Below are 16,954 nucleotides of genomic sequence, written 5' to 3' on the forward strand. Positions count from 1 at the left end.
CGGGCGGCGAGGATGTAGCGGATTCAACCTTCGCATCCGTCGCGCAGGCCGAACTCTGTCGTATTCATACCGTTCCGGAGGCTTTGCCGGCTCGAACGCGTTGAGTCGCTTCGCCCCCTGTTTGAACAGGAGGAGACCCGATGGCCCGCGGCCTCGATCATGTGGTGCATGCCGTTCGCGACCTTGAAGCCGCCGGCGAGCTTTACGACCTGCTCGGTTTCACCGTCGGCAGCCGCAACCGTCACCCCTGGGGTACGCATAACCGCATCGTCCAGACGCCGGGCTTCTTCATGGAGCTTCTGGAGGTTGCCGAGCCCGAGCACGTTCCTGAAGCGACCGAGACCTTTTTCTCCTTCGGTGCCTTCAACCGGGACCTGCTGGCGAGCGTCGGGCCGTGCCTGTCCATGCTGGTGCTCGAGGGCAAGGATCCCGCGGCGGAAAAGGCGGAATTCGACGCCGCCGGTTTCGGCGGGCTCGACCTCTTCGATTTCCAGCGCACCGGGCGGCGCCCGGACGGAAGCGAGGTCGAAGTGGCGTTCTCGCTGGCCTATGCCCGCGACCCCTCATCGCCGCACTGCGGCTTCTTCACCTGCACCCAGCACCGTCCGGAAAATTTCTGGTCGCCCGACATGCAGCGCCACATGAATGGCACCACCGGCGTCGCCGGCGTCATTCTGGTGGCGGACGATCCGGCAGCGCATGTCCCGTTCCTGTCCACCTTCGCCGGCGTCGCCTTCCGCCGGGCCGTCGACGGCTGGCACATCGCGCAGACCCCGCGCGGAGCGATCGAGGTGATGACGCACGATCTGTTCACGCAGCGCTTCGGGGCGGCGCCGGCCGCCGATGCGGGCCTGCGGCTCGCCGCCGTGCGTTTCGCCGTGAAGGACATCGAGCAGGCCCGCAAGCGCCTAGCCTCCAGCCGCATGGCGGCCGAGGAGATCGAGGGCGTGATCGTCATCGGCCCGAAGGCGGCGCTCGGCGCGACGCTGGTGTTCGAGCCGCAGGCGACGCCGGGAGCCTGACTGGCTCTGAACAACGTCTCGGCAGGCAAAGAAAAACGCCCGGACCGCGAGGTCCGGGCGTTTCGTATGCCGGGGGCTGATCAGTCGGTGACCGCAGGAGCCCGCTCGCCACGGACGGGCAGAAGCGCGGTGACACGATTGCGCAGCCCGATCCAGGTGGCGATGTTGTTGTAGGTCGAGCCTTCCAGCCAGCCGATGACTGCAGCGGCCACGAAGGGCAGGGACTGCACCGCGAGCGCGAAAGCGAAGAGGTCGATCTCCGTCACGTGGTGCCAGTTGGTGACGCGCAAGCCGATGGCCGAGAGCATGAGCCCGCCGCCGACGATCGCTTCCGGCAGGGCCGGGAAGGCGCGGGCGGCGCCGGCCAGCCAGGAACCCTTGGCGGTGCGGGCGAAGGCGAGGTCCTTGTAGCGGAACCCGTCATAGACCGCCTTGGCGACCGTGAACTGCACCGCCATGGCCGCGACGGCGGCGCCGATCATGCGCAGCGGCGTGGTGGCGACGCGCAGCCGGTACAGCGCGCAGAAGTGCAGCACATAGATGCCGAAGCAGAAGATGATCGGCACGGTGAGGATGCGCTGCGGCACCGCGATGCCGAAGCCGAGCACGAAGGGCACCCACAGCAGCGAGAGGATGGCGACCAGCGCTCCCACGCTTTCGGAGCCGAGCCAGCTCACCCAGCCGATGGTGAATTCGCGGCGCTGGGCATTGGTCAGGCGGGTGTGGCCCGGCAGCATGCGGCGCCAGTGCTTCTTCACGATCTGCATGCCGCCATAGGCCCAGCGATGGCGCTGCTTCTTGAACGAGGCGAAGTCGTCCGGCAGCAAGCCCCAGCCATAGCGCTTGTTGGTGTAGTGACTCTTCCAGCCGAGTTCGATGATCGAGAGACCCAGATCGGTGTCCTCGCAGATCGTGTCGCTCGACCAGTCGCCCGCTTCCATCATGGCGGCGCGGCGCATCAGGCACATGGTGCCGTGCACGACGATGGCGTCATGCTCGTTGCGCTGGACCATGCCGATGTCGAAGAAGCCGGCATATTCGGTGTTCATCGCCTCGTGCAGCAGGGTGGCCTGCGGCTCGCGGTGATCCTGCGGCGCCTGCACGATGCCGACGGTGGGATCCTCGAACACCGGCACCAGATCGCGCAGCCAGTCCTGGCTGACGACGTAGTCGGCATCGATGATGCCGATGATCTCGGCGTCGGGCGCGGTGTGCTCCATGGCGACGCGGAGCGCGCCGGCCTTGAAGCCCTCGATCTTCGGCAGGTTCAGGAACTTGAACCGGTCACCCAGCAGTTTGCAGTGCTCCTGGATGGGCTCCCAGAACGCTGGATCCGGGGTGTTGTTGATGATGACGATGCATTCGAGGTTCGGCCAGTCGAGCCGCGCCACGCCGTCCAGCGTCTGCTTCAGCATCTCTGGCGGCTCTTTATAGGCCGGGATGTGGATCGACACCTTCGGGGTGCGCGCCGGCATCGGATGCGAGCCACGCAGCAGACGGCGCGGGCTCTGGCCGAAGGCGATCGTGGCCAGTTCCTCGACGCGGTACATCATCACGATGACGAGCGGCACAAGCAACACCAGCGAGATGACGAAAGTCACCTTGTTGCCGCCCACGACGTAATGGGTGAGCCAGTGGTCGGTGACCGTCGCGATCCAGTAGCCCACGAGATTGGCCGCCGCCGACATGACCGCCGCCTGCGGCACGGTGAGACGGGCGAAGCGGAACAGCGGCAGCGAGAAGGCGATGCCGAGCAGAAGGGCGATGGCCGCCGTCGCGGAATAGGTCGCGGGGGTGAGCGGGCCCGACAGCGGGAATTTCAGGTGCCGGTTGGCGTCGAGCATGCCCCAATACTGGCCGACGCTGCCTTCGAAGCTCTTCCAGGGTGCGTCGAACGCTTCGATCAGATTGTAGTCGATGCCGAGCGCATCGGCGCGCGCTGCGAAGGTGCGGATGACCTTTGCCTGGATATCCTCGCCCGGGACCGCGGCGTCGCGGTTGTAGCCGGCGCTCGGCCAGCCGAACTCGGCGATCACGATGCGCTTGCCGGGATAGGCGGCGCGAAGGCGGTCATAGATCTCGATGGAGCGCTCCACGACCTGGCTGGCCGGAACGCCTTCCCAATAGGGCAGAATGTGGGCGGCGATGTAGTCAACGGCCGAGGCAAGCTCGGGATGGTCGAGCCATACGTCCCAGGTCTCGCCCGTGGTCACCGGTACGTTCACCTCCCGCTTCACCTCACGGATGGTGTTGATGAGCTGCTCGGGGGTGCGCTCGGCGCGCAGGATCGACTCGTTGCCGACCACGATACCGATGACGTTGGAATTCTTCTTCGCCGCATCGACCGCGTTGGCGACCTCGCGCTTGTTGCGGTCCTCGTTCTCGTCGAGCCACGCGCCGACGGTGACCTTCAGGCCCTTTTCCGCGGCGACGCGGGGAACCATCTCGAGGCCGCCGGTCGAGGCGTAGGTGCGGATCGCATGGGTGTAGGGCGCGACCGCGTCCACATCCTTGCGGATCTGCTCCTCGGTCGTTCCCTCGCCCTTGTCGGGATTGGCATCGCGCGCATAGGGCGCGAAGGACATGCTCTGGAAGCGGTCCGGCACGGCAGGAGCCTGCGTCTCTTCACGGAGAGCGAGCCACATGAAGGCATGCACGGACGTGACCACCGCGATGACAGCGGCCGCGACACGGACGGCGGGGCGCATGGACTTAACCCACAGGATGGAGTGAAAACGAGAAAGCGATAATACACAACGAACGCGTATGCAGCATAGCCGAGGATTTAGGCGCGCTCAAAACGTGTGCGCCCGATCGTCGCGAATGTGCCCAGAACGCTCGTGCCCCTGTATTTGTTCCCCGCTTGTGGCGAGCGCGTGACGCCCTCGCGGCTGCGGGGTGATATCACTGCGCTGCGGCAGGGGCAGGGGTGGCCGCTGCCGGCGGAGCCGGAGGCGGCGCGTCGGGATTCACCCAGCAGGCATGGACGCGCTCGGAGAGCTTTTCCTGTGCCTTGGGGTCGAGATTGCCCTGCCGCACCAGGCAGCGAAAGGCGATCTTCAGGTGCTCGGTCGGGCAGCCGAAGCGCTCATAGAGCTCCATGTGCCGGCGGGCGGTGTCGATGTCGTCGCGCCAGAGCAGCATGGCGATCCGCCTGCCGCTCCACACGCATTCGGGAAGCCCGGCATTGCCCGGAAGCTTTGCGGCTTCGGCATATTCCTCGATGGACCGGCGCTGGGCCTCCTTGGCCTGCTGCTCCGGGGTCTGCTCCGCCGGCTTCTGATCGCCGGTGGTGGACTGCGCCGAGGCCGGAAGGGCGCCGGCCGTCGCGAGAAGGAATCCGCTCATGAGGAGAGCGGCCAGGACACGTACGGAACAAGCCATGGGAAATACGTCACGCACCAGAGGACTGTGTGGAGCCTGACTTTAGGAGAAACTGCCGATTTTGTCAGCATGACGGCGCCCCTATCATCTTGTGCACAGGTCTCATGCAGTCCGGGCATGATAGGTATTCCGCGCGGCGCGGCAGAGGCGGATCGCACCTCGATGCAACTGCCCTCTTCACAGCGCCGTATTGCACGGCTATGCGGCGCGGTGGACCTTCGCGGCGGGCTTGTGTCCCGTCCTGACCAGATGGGGAGTTTTCCCGCATGCGCCTGCCTTTCGCGCTCGCCGGTCTCGTATTCGCGGCGATCCTCGCCGCCTGGGCGTGGCTCGGTGCCGCGGTTCCGGCCCCGCCGTCGCCGCTCGCCGCGGGGGAGAAGCTGCCCTGCGTCTCCTATGCGCCTTTCCGTCCCGGCCAGTCGCCGTTCATGGCGGGGCTGCACATTCCGCCCGAGCAGATCGACGACGATTTCGCCCATCTCGCCAAGATCACCCAGTGCGTGCGCACCTATTCCACCGAGATGGGGCTCGACGTCGTGCCCGCGCTGGCGCGCAAGCATGGCCTTACCGTGCTGCAGGGCATCTGGCTCGGCCGGGAGAAGGACAAGAACGCGATCGAGATCGAGCACGGCATCAAGGCCGCGACGGAAAATCGTGATGTCGTGAAGGCGCTCATCGTCGGCAATGAGGTGCTGCTGCGCGGCGAACTTTCCGCCACCGACCTCGCCCAGACCATCCGGCAGGTGCGCGAGACGTCCGGCATGCCGGTGACCTATGCAGACGTGTGGGAGTTCTGGGAGCGCAACCGCGATCTCGCCAAGGATGTCGATTTCGTCACTGTGCACATCCTTCCCTTCTGGGAGGACATCCCGGTTTCCGCCGACAAGGCCGCCGCCCACATCGCCGAGATCCGCGACCATGTCGGAACGGTGTTCGCCGGCAAGGACATCCTGATCGGGGAGACCGGCTGGCCGAGCGAGGGGCGGATGCGCGAGGGGGCCGAGCCGTCCGCCTCCAACCAGGCGAAGGTCATTCAGCAGCTTCTGGCGCTCGCCAAGGAGCACAATTACCGGGTGAACGTGGTCGAGGCCTTCGACCAACCGTGGAAGCGTGCGCTGGAAGGCACGGTGGGCGGCTATTGGGGGTTCCTCGACGCCTATTCCCGCGACTTCAAGTTCGGCTGGGGCGACGCGGTGTCGAACCATCCCCATTGGCTGCGACAAGCGCTGGCCGGCATCGTCTTCGCCGCACTGATCTTCGGCGCCGCGGTGCGGGGGGTGGATCGTCGCGGGCTGCCGCTCTCGTGCCGGCAATGGGGGGCGGTCGCCTTCCTCGCCTTCGCCTCGGGCATCGGCATCGGCTGGGCCTTCGCGCTGGTGCCGGTGCAGAGCCGCGACTGGGGGCTGTGGGTGCGCGGCATCGTGATGCTGCTTCTCGCGCTCGCCGTTCCGCTCGTGACCACCTACGGCATCGGCGCCGGTGCCCGGCAGGTTGGGCTCGTCACCGCGCTGGAGCCCACCGCGCGGCGCGCGGCGAGCTGTGTCGAGCGGGCGGTCGCGTTCCTCCAGGTGGCGGCTCTGGTGCTGGCGGCGCAGATCACGGCGGGGTTGGTGTTCGATCCGCGCTATCGGGACTTCGAGTTCGCCGGCCTGACGCCGATCCTCGTCGGCCTTGCCGCCTATGCCTTCGTTGCGCAGCCGCGTCCGGCGGGCGGGGAGCGTCATGCCGACTGGATCGCCGGCGGGTTCTTCGCGCTCGCGGGGCTGTTCGTCATCGTCAACGAGCGCCTCGCCAACTGGCAGGCGCTGTGGACCGGGACGCTGCTGGTGCTGTTCGGCCTCGCGCTGCTCAGGCTGGCGCGCGCCACGACCTGGCAAACGAAATGAGAAGAAGGCCGATGGCGAGACCCGCGGTGTTGGCGTTGTAGAAAACGACGCCCATCGCGCTCGCCATCAGCGCCAGGGTGAACAGCGACACCGAGGGCCGGACGAGGTGGAGCGCTGCGAGGATGAGCGCGGCGATCCCGAAGGCGGAAACCTCGATCAGCGAAAGCGTGGCCGCCCGCACCCGGCAGGTGCCGGTGACGACCGAGGCACAAGCTTGCCCCACCGCGGACTGCTCCAGCACGCCATAGCGCAGATAGGTCGCCCAGCCGAGCGCGCCCACGCCGAGCGCGACGACGAGGTTACTGATGCGGGGGCCGGGCAGGAAGGTGCGGGTGCTCACATCTCGTCTCCCGATGACGGCATTCGTCCTTCGATTGGCACGAACGCGGCGCGACGGCAATGTTTCCCTCAGCCTGATGCGGGCGGGCGCGGCAGGCGGGGCGGCCGGGTGGCGAGGATGACGCCGCCGAGAATGAGCACGAAGCCCGCCGCATGGAAGCCGTGCAGCCGCTCACCCAGCAGCAGCGCGGCCAGCACCACGCCATAGACCGGCATGAGGTAGCCGAACATCGCGGTGATGGTCGGCCCGGCCTCGCGCGTGCAGTACTGGAACATCAGGAACACCGCGACGGAGGGGATGGTGGCGAGGAAGGCGACCGCGCTCCACGCTTCGAACCCCACCGGGCCTGGGCGCGTGCCGAAGAAATGTTCCGCCAGCGCGAAGGGCGCCAGCAGGATCAGCCCGGCGATGTTGGTGGCGGCGAAGGTCGGCACCGGGCCGATCCGCACCAGGGGGCCGTCGCGCAGCATCAGCGCGTAGAACGCCCACGAGATCGCGCCGGCGAGGAAGGCGAGATCGCCGATGTTGAAGGAGAGATGCAGCAGGCGCCCCGGCTCGCCCTGCAGCGTGATCAGCACGATGCCGCTGAAGCCGGCGATGGCGCCGAGGATGCGCAGCAGCGGCAGCCGCTGACGCATCACGATCGCATCGAGCACCACCACCATGATGTTGGAACTCGCATAGATCAGCGTCGCATTGGTCGCCGTGGTGTATTCGAGGCCCCAATAGGAGTTGCCGCCGCAGAGCACCATGACGATGAAGCCCATCAGCACGATGGTCTTCCACTGTGCCGTCAGCACCGCGCGATGGCGAATCAGCGAGGGCAGGGCGATCGGCAGCAGGATGGCGAGCGCGAAGAACCACCGCCAGAAGGCGAGCTGCCACGGCGCGATCACGCCCCCGACGCTGCGCCCCACGATGATGTTGCTGGTGAAGAACAGCGGCGTCGCCAGCAGTGCCAGCAGGATGAGCGGCCGCCGCAACGGCGAGAGCCGGACGGGCTGCGGGGCGCAAGGCGTGGCCGGAGAGGCAGGCGAAGCGGCGGCAGCGGTCGGGGCCGGGCGCGTGAGTGTGGCGTCGGATGGCATCGGAATGTCTGGACAGAGAGGTGAGGGGCGCGGCCGTGCGCGTGCCGTGCGACGCTTGGATCAGCGTAGATCATTTTCGTGGTGGGCGGATACGGATTCGCGAGAAGAAAACACGATGCGTCCGCAGCCGGCCTCGCGTCCCTCGGTGTGGCTGGCGTCCCGCGGCAGTCTGGCGTCCGCGGTGGGTCCGGCTTGCGTGGATGGCCTGCCGGGGCGCGCTCTTCCACCCGGGCGCGGCGCGGGCTAAACACGCGGCCGGTCTTCAGGCCGGACAACCCAGAGGTTCCGATGCGCCAGCTTCTCGTCATCGTGCTCGCCGCCGGCGAGGGCACCCGCATGGCCTCCCGCCTGCCCAAGGTGCTGCACAAGGTGGCCGGCCGCTCCATGGTGGGCCATGTGATGGCGACTGCCGGCAACGCCGAGGCCGGCCGCATCGCGGTCGTGGTCGGGCCGGAGCGCGAAGACGTCGCCCGCGAGGCCCGCGCCGCCGCGCCGGAAGGGACGGGCGTCGACGTCTTCGTGCAGGCCGAGCGGCTCGGCACCGCTCATGCCGTGCTCGCCGCCCGCGCCGCACTGGAAGCAGGCGCCGACGATGTGGTGGTGATGTATGGCGACACTCCGCTGGTGCGCCCCGAAACCATCGCCGCGCTGCGCGCCCCGCTGGCGCAGGGCGCCGGCGTGGTCGTGCTCGGCTTCCGCCCGGAAGACCCGACCGGCTATGGCCGCCTGCTCACCGAAGGCGGCGCGCTTGCCGCCATCCGCGAGGAGAAGGACGCCAGCGACGAGGAGCGCAAGGTGGCGCTCTGCAATGCCGGGCTGATGGCGTTCGACGGCCGGATCGTGCTCGACCTGCTGGAGCGGATCGACGACGCCAATGCGAAGAAGGAATTCTATCTCACCGATGCCGTGGCCATCGCCCGTTCGCTCGGCCGCGACGCCGTGGTGGTGGAGGCGGATGCGCAGGAGGTGGCGGGGGTCAACACCCGTGCCCAGCTCGCCCAGGCCGAGGCAATTCTGCAGCAGCGCCTCCGTGCCGCCGCAATGGCGGCCGGCGCGACGCTCGTTGCGCCCGAAACCGTGTTCCTTTCCCCGGACACGAAGCTCGGTCGCGATGTCGTGATCGAGCCGAATGTGGTGTTCGGGCCGAAGGTGATCGTGGAGGACGACGTCACCATCCGGGCCTTCAGTCATATCGAGGGCGCCCGTGTAGGGCGCGGTGCGACGGTCGGCCCCTTCGCCCGCCTGCGGCCCGGCGCGGTGCTGGGGGAGGGGGTCCATATCGGCAATTTCGTGGAGATCAAGGCCGCGCAGCTCGGTGCCGGAACCAAGGTCAACCACTTGTCCTATATCGGAGATTCGACGGTCGGCACGAACACCAACATCGGCGCCGGCTCGATCACATGCAATTATGACGGCTTCGCCAAGCACCGCACCACGATCGGCTCCGACGTGTTCATCGGCACCAACACGCTGCTGGTCGCACCCGTCACGGTCGGCGACGGCGCCTATACCGCGACCGGCGGGGTGATCACCGATGACGTTCCGGCAGATGCTCTTGCCGTTGCCCGTGCCCGGCAGGTGAACAAGGAAGGTTTCGCAAGTCGTCTTCGTGCCCGACTTTCGGCCGGACTTTCGCCCAAGAAGGAAGACACGAAAGGACATCCGAAGTGATTTCGGATGTGAGGTGACGGTCGGTTAAATCCTGTCCGCGTAACTTCATCGGATTCTGACAGGAGCTGGCGCACAGACCATGTGTGGCATCATCGGCATCGTGAGCGATGCGCCCGTTGCGGACCGTCTGGTCGAGTCTCTCAAGCGCCTCGAATATCGGGGCTATGATTCGGCGGGCATCGCCACGCTGGAGGGCGGTCGCATGGATCGCCGCCGCGCGGAAGGCAAGCTGCGCAATCTCGAGGCGTTGCTGCTGGGCCAGCCGCTGAAGGGGCGCATCGGCATCGGCCACACCCGCTGGGCGACTCATGGCCGCCCCAGCGTCGCCAACGCCCATCCCCATGCCACCACGCAGGTGGCAGTGGTCCATAACGGCATCATCGAGAATTTCCGCGAGTTGCGCGAGGAACTCGGCGGAACGGGGTGCAATTTCGAGAGCGAGACCGACACCGAGGTCGTCGCCCACCTTGTCAGCCGCGAACTGCGCGAGGGCCGCACCCCGGCCGATGCCGTGGCCGCGACCCTGCCGAAGCTCAAGGGCGCCTTCGCGCTCGCCTTCCTGTTCGACGGCGACGAGGACCTGATGATCGGCGCCCGCCGCGGCAGTCCGCTCGCGGTCGGCTATGGCGACGGCGAGATGTTCCTCGGCTCGGACGCTATCGCGCTCGCGCCTTTCACCGACCGCATCGCCTATCTCGACGACGGCGACTGGGCCGTGCTGCACCATGACCGCGCGGATATCCGCAATGCCGCCAACCGGCCGGTGCGCCGTGAGATCCAGAAGACCGCGGCCACGAGCCTGATGATCGAGAAGGGCAACCATCGTCATTTCATGGCGAAGGAAATCCACGAGCAGCCGACCGTGGTGGCGCAGACGCTCGGCCACTATCTCGACATGGCGAACGAGACGGTGCATCTGCCGGGGGATGTGACGATCGACTTTGCGCGACTGGAGCGCATTTCCATTGCCGCCTGCGGCACGGCCTATTATGCCGGCCTCATCGCCAAATACTGGTTCGAGCGCTATGCGCGCCTGCCGGTGGAGATCGATGTCGCCTCCGAGTTCCGCTACCGCGAGGCCCCGCTTGGCGATAACGGGCTGACCATCGTCATCTCGCAGTCCGGCGAGACGGCGGACACGCTCGCTTCTCTGCGCTACGCCCGCGACGAGGACCAGAGCGTGCTCGCGGTCGTCAATGTCGCGACTTCCACCATCGCCCGCGAGAGCGACGCGGTGATGCCGACGCTCGCCGGGCCGGAAATCGGCGTGGCCTCCACCAAGGCCTTCACCTGCCAGCTCGCCACGCTCTGCGCCATCGCGGTCGCTGCGGGCCGGGCGCGCGGCACCGTTTCGGCGGAGGAGGAGCGGGCGCTGGTCGGCGCGCTGACCGAGGTGCCGCGCCTGATGAACGAGGCGCTGGGCCTTTCCGACGAGATCGAGACGCTGGCCCGCACCTTCGCCAAGACACGCGACGTGCTGTATCTGGGTCGCGGGACCTCCTATCCGCTGGCGCTGGAAGGCGCGCTGAAGCTCAAGGAAATCAGCTACATCCACGCGGAAGGTTATGCGGCGGGTGAACTGAAGCATGGGCCGATCGCGCTGATCGACGAGAACATGCCGGTCGTGGTCATCGCTCCGCACGACGCGGTGTTCGACAAGACCATGTCGAACATGCAGGAGGTCGCTGCGCGCGGTGGGCGGATCGTGCTCATCACCGATGCCAGCGGCGCGAAGCAGGCGGCGCTTCCCACCGAGGCGACGCTGGTGATGCCCGACATGCACCCGGCCATCACCCCGCTGGTCTATGCGCTGCCGATCCAGCTTCTCGCCTATCACACCGCCGTTCACATGGGCACGGATGTCGACCAGCCGAGGAACCTTGCCAAATCCGTCACCGTGGAGTGAGCGGGGAGGCGGGTTTCGTCACCTGTCGGATTGCGAGAGTGGCCGGGTTCGTCCCGGCCATTTTTCGTTGCGGCGAGGTGAGTTGTTAATCTTAACGAAACGTTAATAGCTGGCTATTGGTCGTGCACACACGCAGGAAATGAAAGCTCGCAAGCGATGTTGGCGGATCTTTCAGATCCATATTCTCGAACGTTTTTATCGTTAAGATAGCCGGCAAATGATAAACGTGTCTCAGCCCCGGCCACGATAGGCCGGCACGCCCTGGTCCGGCAGCCAGATGCCGTCCGGCACCGGCCCGCTCTGCCAGAACACGTCGATGGGGATGCCGCCGCGCGGATACCAGTAGCCGCCGATGCGCAGGAAGACCGGTTCGAGCAGCTCCGCGAGCCGGCGGCCGACCGCGACGGTGCAGTCCTCATGGAAGGCGCCGTGGTTGCGGAAGCTGCCGAGATAGAGCTTCAGCGACTTCGATTCGACGAGCCAGTCCTTCGGCACGTAATCGATGACGAGATGGGCGAAGTCCGGCTGTCCGGTCACCGGGCAGAGCGAGGTGAATTCCGGGCAGGTGAAGCGTGCGACATAGAGCGTGTCCGCCTGCGGATTGGGCACGCGGTCCAGCACTGCCTCCTCCGGCGAGGCGGGAAGCCGGCTTTCGTGACCGAGCTGCAGGGTGGAATCTGCGTATCCGTTCATGCGTTCGTCTCCGACGGATGGTGTTTTAGTGCGCCTCTGGCGTCCGGCACCTCTTTCGCATGTCATGGGGCTCGGCTAGAAGCGCCGGAACGTGAGATCGGGCCATCAGGGAGCCGAGAGACATGACTGCCATCGTCGATATCATCGCGCGTGAAATCCTGGACAGCCGCGGCAATCCGACCGTCGAGGTCGATGTCGTGCTCGAGGACGGCTCCAAGGGCCGCGCCGCCGTTCCCTCGGGAGCTTCCACCGGCGCCCATGAGGCGGTCGAGCTGCGCGACGGCGACAAGAGCCGCTATCTCGGCAAGGGCGTCATCAAGGCGGTCGAGGCGGTGAACACCGAGATCTTCGACGCCATCGGCGGCATGGATGCCGAGGATCAGGTGGCGCTCGACCATGTGCTGATCGACCTCGACGGCACGCCGAACAAGGCGCGTCTCGGCGCCAACGCCATTCTCGGCGTCTCGCTCGCCATCGCCAAGGCGGCGGCGGCGGCGCGCGAGCTGCCGCTCTACCGCTATGTCGGCGGCGTCAATGCCCGCATCCTGCCGGTTCCGATGATGAACATCGTGAATGGCGGCGCCCATGCCCACAACCCGATCGACTTCCAGGAATTCATGATCCTCCCGGCGGGTGCGGAGAGCTTTGCGGATGCGCTGCGCACCGGTGCGGAGATCTTCCACACGCTGAAGAAGGCGCTCAAGGACGCCGGCCACAACACCAATGTGGGCGACGAGGGCGGCTTCGCGCCGAACCTGCCGTCCGCCGACGCGGCGCTGGGCTTCGTGACGAAGGCCATCGAGGCGGCTGGCTACAAGCCCGGCGAGGACGTCTATATCGGCCTCGACTGCGCCTCGACCGAGTTCTTCAAGAACGGCAAATACGACTATGAAGGCGAAGGCGTGGTGCGCTCGATCGAGGATCAGGTGGCGTATCTCGCCGACCTCGTGGCACGCTATCCCATCGTCTCGATCGAGGATGGCATGGCCGAGGACGACTGGGCAGGCTGGAAGCTGCTCACCGACACCATCGGCTCCAAGTGCCAGCTGGTCGGCGACGATCTGTTCGTCACCAATGTGGAGCGCCTCTCGGCCGGCATCAACCAGGGCGTGGCGAACTCCATCCTGGTGAAGGTCAACCAGATCGGCTCGCTCACCGAGACGCTGAACGCGGTCGAGATGGCCCACAAGGCCGGCTACACCGCGGTGATGTCGCACCGCTCGGGCGAGACCGAGGATTCGACCATCGCCGACCTCGCGGTCGCCACCAATTGCGGGCAGATCAAGACCGGCTCGCTGGCCCGCTCCGACCGCACCGCGAAGTACAATCAGCTTCTGCGCATCGAGGACGAGCTCGGCCCGCAGGCCATCTATGCCGGCCGCGCGGCGCTGAAGGCGCTGCGCTGAGCGCCGGCCGCACATTCCGCATCCGCAAAAGGCCGGGCTCGTCCCGGCCTTTTTCATGAGCGGCCGTTTTCGTCGTGCTGAACGCCGTCTTTCCAAACGCGGTTAACCGGGCCTCAACCCTCGCGCGCTAACCTCGCGTGCATGATCATCCGTACGCGCTGGCGCGCCATCCTCCAGACCCTCACGCTCCATGTCGGAGCGGCCTCCCTCATCGGGTACTTCGCCCTGCAAGGCTATGGCGGACAATACGGCCTTGCCGCCAAGCGCGACCTCGAACAGCAGTACCAGTCGCTCAGCACGGAGCTGGACGGCCTGAAGACGCAGCGCGAGGCGCTGGCCTTCAAGGTGGACCTGCTCGCCACCAGCCGCATCGATCCCGACATGCTGGACGAGGAAGCGCGTTCGCTGCTCAATCTCGTCAATCCCAAGGATCTCGTATTGCTGCGCCAGAACGCCACGAAGAGCCGGCTGCAATAGGTTTTGTGCGGCGTTTGTACCGGGAAAGCGAAGGAAATGGCGTGCTTCCAAAAGGTTAACTTGATTTGAGGTAATCATTCGATTTAACTCAAATCGAGTTGATATATGAAAACCCCTGCGCCCGCAGCATGTTGTGCGGCGCAGCATTGCGTTGTTCGTGTAGCGTCCCGTCTCCGATTGCGCTAAAACCCTGCGACATCGGCCAATGATTGGGGATGCTTGATGGCTCTCGCCGCGAAGAAGTCTGCCGCCGGCACCGCCGCCGCAGGGAAACCTGCCGCCCAGAAGGCGCCCGCGCGCCGCTCCGAGAAATCCGCGGTCAAGTCGATCGCCGAATTCTCCAAGGCCGAGGAGCTCGAGGCCTATCGCGAGATGCTCGCCATCCGCCGCTTCGAGGAAAAGGCCGGCCAGATGTACGGCATGGGCCTGATCGGCGGTTTCTGCCACCTGTATATCGGCCAGGAAGCGGTCGTGGTGGGCATGCAGAAGGCCCTGAAGTCCGGCGATCAGGTGATCACCGGCTATCGCGACCACGGCCATATGCTGGCCTGCGGCATGGACCCAAAGGGCGTGATGGCCGAACTCACCGGCCGGCGCGGGGGCTATTCCAAGGGCAAGGGCGGCTCGATGCACATGTTCAGCGTCGAGAAGGGGTTCTTCGGCGGCCACGGCATCGTGGGTGCCCAGGTATCCCTCGGCACCGGCCTCGCCTTTGCGGACCACTACCGCCAGAACGGCAATGTCTGCCTGACCTATTTCGGCGACGGCGCCGCGAACCAGGGCCAGGTCTATGAGAGCTTCAACATGGCCGAGCTGTGGAAGCTGCCGGTCGTGTACATCATCGAGAACAACAAATATGCCATGGGCACCGCGGTGAACCGCGCCTCCGCCCAGACCGATTTCTCCCGGCGCGGCACCTCCTTCAACATCCCCGGCGAGCAGGTCGACGGCATGGATGTGCGGGCGGTCTATGCCGCCGGCCAGCGCGCGGTGGAGTTCGCCCGCTCCGGCAAGGGCCCCTACATTCTCGAAATGCTCACCTACCGCTATCGCGGCCACTCCATGTCCGACCCGGCCAAGTACCGGTCGAAGGAGGAGGTGCAGAAGATGCGCACCGAGCACGACCCGATCGAGCAGGTGCGCGCCCGGCTTCTCGAAAAGAAGTGGGCCAGCGAGGAGGATCTCAAGGCGATCGACGCCGAGATCCGCGACACAATGAACGCGGCGGCTGATTTCGCCAGCTCCGACCCGGAGCCCGACGCCTCCGAGCTCTACACCGACATCCTGCGCTGATCGCGTCGGCCGGGGGCAGCCATGCTGGTCGAACTGTTCTGGGCGCTGCTGGTGGCGGGGGTTTCCGCCATGGCGGTGTTGTGGGTCTTCTCGGCCCGCATGGCTTTTGATTTCCTGCGTGCCGCCCCGGCGGCGGAACGCAATCCCGGTCGCTGGCTTCTGGTGCCGTTCTGGCCTTTCGCACTGTCCGGCCTCGCCGGCGGCGAGGCGGAGCGGCTGAAATTCCAGAAGCTGCTCATCGGTCTTTTCGCCGCCTTTCTCGTCACCGCATCTTCGGCAGCCGTCTACAGCAATCTGACGTTCGTGCCGCCGGCACAAACGAATCAGTGACGCGCGATCTCGCCGCACGCCTTTTGGGGAACGCCGCCATGCCGGTCGAAATTCTCATGCCCGCCCTGTCGCCTACCATGGAGAAGGGCAATCTTGCCAAGTGGATCAAGAAGGAGGGTGATGCCGTCAAATCGGGCGACGTCATCGCCGAGATCGAGACCGACAAGGCGACCATGGAGGTCGAGGCGGTCGATGAGGGCACCCTCGGCAAGATCCTGATACCCGAAGGCACGCAGGACGTTGCGGTCAATACCCCGATCGCCGTGATCCTCGCCGATGGCGAGGATGCCGCCGCGCTCGACGCCGCACCGAAGGCCGCCGAATCGGCAGCTCCGGCAGTGGCGCAGCAGCCGTCCCCGGTCGCGGACGCGGCGCCCGCCGCACCGGCCAAGGTGGAATCGGCACTTGCCAATCCGCCGCAGCCTGCCGCGCTGCCCGAGCCGGATGTGCCGGCCGGCACGGAGATGGTCAGCCAGACCATACGCGAGGCGCTGCGCGACGCCATGGCCGAAGAGATGCGCCGCGACGGCGACGTCTTCATCATGGGCGAGGAGGTGGCCGAGTATCAGGGCGCCTACAAGATCACGCAGGGCCTGCTGCAGGAGTTCGGTGCTCGCCGGGTGATCGACACTCCCATCACCGAGCATGGCTTCGCCGGTGTCGGCGTGGGCGCCGCGATGGCGGGACTGAAGCCGATCGTCGAGTTCATGACCTTCAACTTCGCCATGCAGGCGATCGACCAGATCATCAATTCGGCGGCCAAGACGCTCTATATGTCCGGCGGACAGATCCAGTGCTCGATCGTGTTCCGCGGCCCCAACGGTGCCGCCGCCCGCGTCGCTGCCCAGCACAGCCAGGACTATTCCGCCTGGTATAGCCACATTCCGGGTCTGAAGGTGGTCGCGCCCTACACGGCGGCGGATGCCAAGGGCCTGCTCAAGGCGGCGATCCGCGATCCCAACCCGGTGATCTTCCTCGAGAACGAAATTCTCTACGGCCACTCCTCGCCGGTGCCGAAGCTCGATGACTTCGTCGTGCCGCTCGGCAAGGCCAAGGTGGCGCGGCCGGGCTCCGACGTCACGCTGGTGGCGTGGTCTATCGGCATGAGCTACGCCCTCAAGGCGGCGGAAGAGCTGTCGAAGCTCGGCATTGAGGCCGAGGTGATCGACCTGCGCACCATCCGCCCGCTCGACATCGCCACCGTCATCGCCTCGGTGCAGAAGACCGGGCGTTGCGTCACGGTGGAAGAGGGCTGGCCGCAGTCGGGCGTCGGCTCCGAGATCGTCGCCCAGCTCATGGAGAAGACGTTCGATTATCTGGACGCGCCGGTGTTGCGCGTTACGGGCAAGGACGTGCCGATGCCCTATGCCGCCAATCTCGAAAAGCTCGCTCTGCCCACCGTCCAGGACGTGGTCGAGGCGGTGCGCGCCGTCACCTATCGCTGAACGCTGAGGACGG

At 66.4% G+C, this 16,954-nt stretch carries 14 protein-coding genes; 9 read left to right on the forward strand and 5 right to left on the reverse strand.

The window, feature by feature from the left end:
- The first annotated feature begins 140 nt into the window (after positions 1-140).
- Positions 141-1,022 (forward strand): VOC family protein, encoded by an 882-nt coding sequence (locus tag MWN34_RS12080; RefSeq protein ID WP_247029539.1) that lies wholly within the window; start codon positions 141-143, stop codon positions 1,020-1,022.
- A gap of 80 nt (positions 1,023-1,102) precedes the next feature.
- Here MWN34_RS12080 and MWN34_RS12085 read toward each other — a convergent pair whose 3' ends face one another.
- Positions 1,103-3,730, reverse strand: coding sequence for a glycosyltransferase (locus MWN34_RS12085; protein ID WP_247029541.1), 2,628 nt, complete (start codon positions 3,728-3,730; stop codon positions 1,103-1,105).
- Positions 3,731-3,926: 196 nt separating this feature from the next.
- Positions 3,927-4,406, reverse strand: a complete 480-nt coding sequence (locus MWN34_RS12090) for a hypothetical protein (RefSeq protein WP_425532101.1) — start codon at positions 4,404-4,406, stop codon at positions 3,927-3,929.
- 266 nt (positions 4,407-4,672) lie between these two features.
- Here MWN34_RS12090 and MWN34_RS12095 point away from each other — a divergent pair, with 266 nt between their 5' ends.
- Positions 4,673-6,292, forward strand: a complete 1,620-nt coding sequence (locus MWN34_RS12095; protein ID WP_247029545.1) for a glycoside hydrolase family 17 protein — start codon at positions 4,673-4,675, stop codon at positions 6,290-6,292.
- Here the strand turns inward: MWN34_RS12095 and MWN34_RS12100 are convergent.
- Entirely contained in the window at positions 6,255-6,632 is a 378-nt protein-coding gene (locus MWN34_RS12100; RefSeq protein ID WP_247029547.1) for a hypothetical protein, read from the reverse strand. The two genes, MWN34_RS12095 and MWN34_RS12100, sit on opposite strands and share 38 nt — an antisense overlap.
- Positions 6,633-6,700: 68 nt before the next feature.
- The gene (locus MWN34_RS12105) at positions 6,701-7,615 is read right to left on the reverse strand and encodes a DMT family transporter (protein ID WP_247029549.1); all 915 of its coding nucleotides are present in this window, start codon (positions 7,613-7,615) and stop codon (positions 6,701-6,703) included.
- Between the two features lie 393 nt (positions 7,616-8,008).
- Here MWN34_RS12105 and glmU point away from each other — a divergent pair, with 393 nt between their 5' ends.
- Both glmU and glmS read left to right on the forward strand, forming a co-directional pair.
- Positions 8,009-9,391, forward strand: a complete 1,383-nt coding sequence (glmU, locus tag MWN34_RS12110; RefSeq protein ID WP_247029551.1) for a bifunctional UDP-N-acetylglucosamine diphosphorylase/glucosamine-1-phosphate N-acetyltransferase GlmU — start codon at positions 8,009-8,011, stop codon at positions 9,389-9,391.
- Between the two features lie 79 nt (positions 9,392-9,470).
- On the forward strand, positions 9,471-11,297 hold the full coding sequence (gene glmS, locus MWN34_RS12115; protein ID WP_247029552.1) for a glutamine--fructose-6-phosphate transaminase (isomerizing): 1,827 nt from the start codon (positions 9,471-9,473) through the stop codon (positions 11,295-11,297).
- A 231-nt stretch (positions 11,298-11,528) separates the two neighbouring features.
- Here glmS and queF read toward each other — a convergent pair whose 3' ends face one another.
- Positions 11,529-11,990, reverse strand: a complete 462-nt coding sequence (gene queF / locus MWN34_RS12120; protein WP_247029554.1) for a preQ(1) synthase — start codon at positions 11,988-11,990, stop codon at positions 11,529-11,531.
- Between the two features lie 122 nt (positions 11,991-12,112).
- On the opposite strand from queF, the gene eno reads away from it, so the two are divergent.
- The 5 genes from eno to MWN34_RS12145 all read left to right on the forward strand — a co-directional run bounded on the left by eno (position 12,113) and on the right by MWN34_RS12145 (position 16,941).
- Entirely contained in the window at positions 12,113-13,396 is a 1,284-nt protein-coding gene (gene eno, locus MWN34_RS12125) for a phosphopyruvate hydratase (RefSeq protein ID WP_247029556.1), read from the forward strand.
- A 141-nt stretch (positions 13,397-13,537) separates the two neighbouring features.
- Positions 13,538-13,873, forward strand: a complete 336-nt coding sequence (locus MWN34_RS12130; protein WP_247029558.1) for an FtsB family cell division protein — start codon at positions 13,538-13,540, stop codon at positions 13,871-13,873.
- A 222-nt stretch (positions 13,874-14,095) separates the two neighbouring features.
- Positions 14,096-15,166: a pyruvate dehydrogenase (acetyl-transferring) E1 component subunit alpha gene (gene pdhA, locus MWN34_RS12135; protein ID WP_247029559.1), complete on the forward strand. Its 1,071-nt coding sequence runs from the start codon at positions 14,096-14,098 to the stop codon at positions 15,164-15,166.
- A 21-nt stretch (positions 15,167-15,187) separates the two neighbouring features.
- Positions 15,188-15,496 (forward strand): hypothetical protein, encoded by a 309-nt coding sequence (locus MWN34_RS12140; RefSeq protein ID WP_247029560.1) that lies wholly within the window; start codon positions 15,188-15,190, stop codon positions 15,494-15,496.
- A gap of 38 nt (positions 15,497-15,534) precedes the next feature.
- A complete protein-coding gene (locus MWN34_RS12145) occupies positions 15,535-16,941 on the forward strand; it encodes a pyruvate dehydrogenase complex E1 component subunit beta (protein WP_247029561.1) in 1,407 nt (468 codons plus the stop codon).
- Positions 16,942-16,954: the final 13 nt, after the last annotated feature.

The organism is Ancylobacter crimeensis, assembly GCF_023016805.1.
Taxonomy (GTDB): domain Bacteria; phylum Pseudomonadota; class Alphaproteobacteria; order Rhizobiales; family Xanthobacteraceae; genus Ancylobacter; species Ancylobacter crimeensis.

Coding starts and splice junctions, on each gene's coding strand:
- MWN34_RS12080 (WP_247029539.1), top strand. CDS start 141: ATGGCCCGCGGCCTCGATCATGTGGTGCATGCCGTTCGCGACCTTGAA.
- MWN34_RS12085 (WP_247029541.1), bottom strand. CDS start 3,730: ATGCGCCCCGCCGTCCGTGTCGCGGCCGCTGTCATCGCGGTGGTCACG.
- MWN34_RS12090 (WP_425532101.1), bottom strand. CDS start 4,406: ATGGCTTGTTCCGTACGTGTCCTGGCCGCTCTCCTCATGAGCGGATTC.
- MWN34_RS12095 (WP_247029545.1), top strand. CDS start 4,673: ATGCGCCTGCCTTTCGCGCTCGCCGGTCTCGTATTCGCGGCGATCCTC.
- glmU (WP_247029551.1), top strand. CDS start 8,009: ATGCGCCAGCTTCTCGTCATCGTGCTCGCCGCCGGCGAGGGCACCCGC.
- glmS (WP_247029552.1), top strand. CDS start 9,471: ATGTGTGGCATCATCGGCATCGTGAGCGATGCGCCCGTTGCGGACCGT.
- queF (WP_247029554.1), bottom strand. CDS start 11,990: ATGAACGGATACGCAGATTCCACCCTGCAGCTCGGTCACGAAAGCCGG.
- eno (WP_247029556.1), top strand. CDS start 12,113: ATGACTGCCATCGTCGATATCATCGCGCGTGAAATCCTGGACAGCCGC.
- MWN34_RS12130 (WP_247029558.1), top strand. CDS start 13,538: ATGATCATCCGTACGCGCTGGCGCGCCATCCTCCAGACCCTCACGCTC.
- pdhA (WP_247029559.1), top strand. CDS start 14,096: ATGGCTCTCGCCGCGAAGAAGTCTGCCGCCGGCACCGCCGCCGCAGGG.
- MWN34_RS12140 (WP_247029560.1), top strand. CDS start 15,188: ATGCTGGTCGAACTGTTCTGGGCGCTGCTGGTGGCGGGGGTTTCCGCC.
- MWN34_RS12145 (WP_247029561.1), top strand. CDS start 15,535: ATGCCGGTCGAAATTCTCATGCCCGCCCTGTCGCCTACCATGGAGAAG.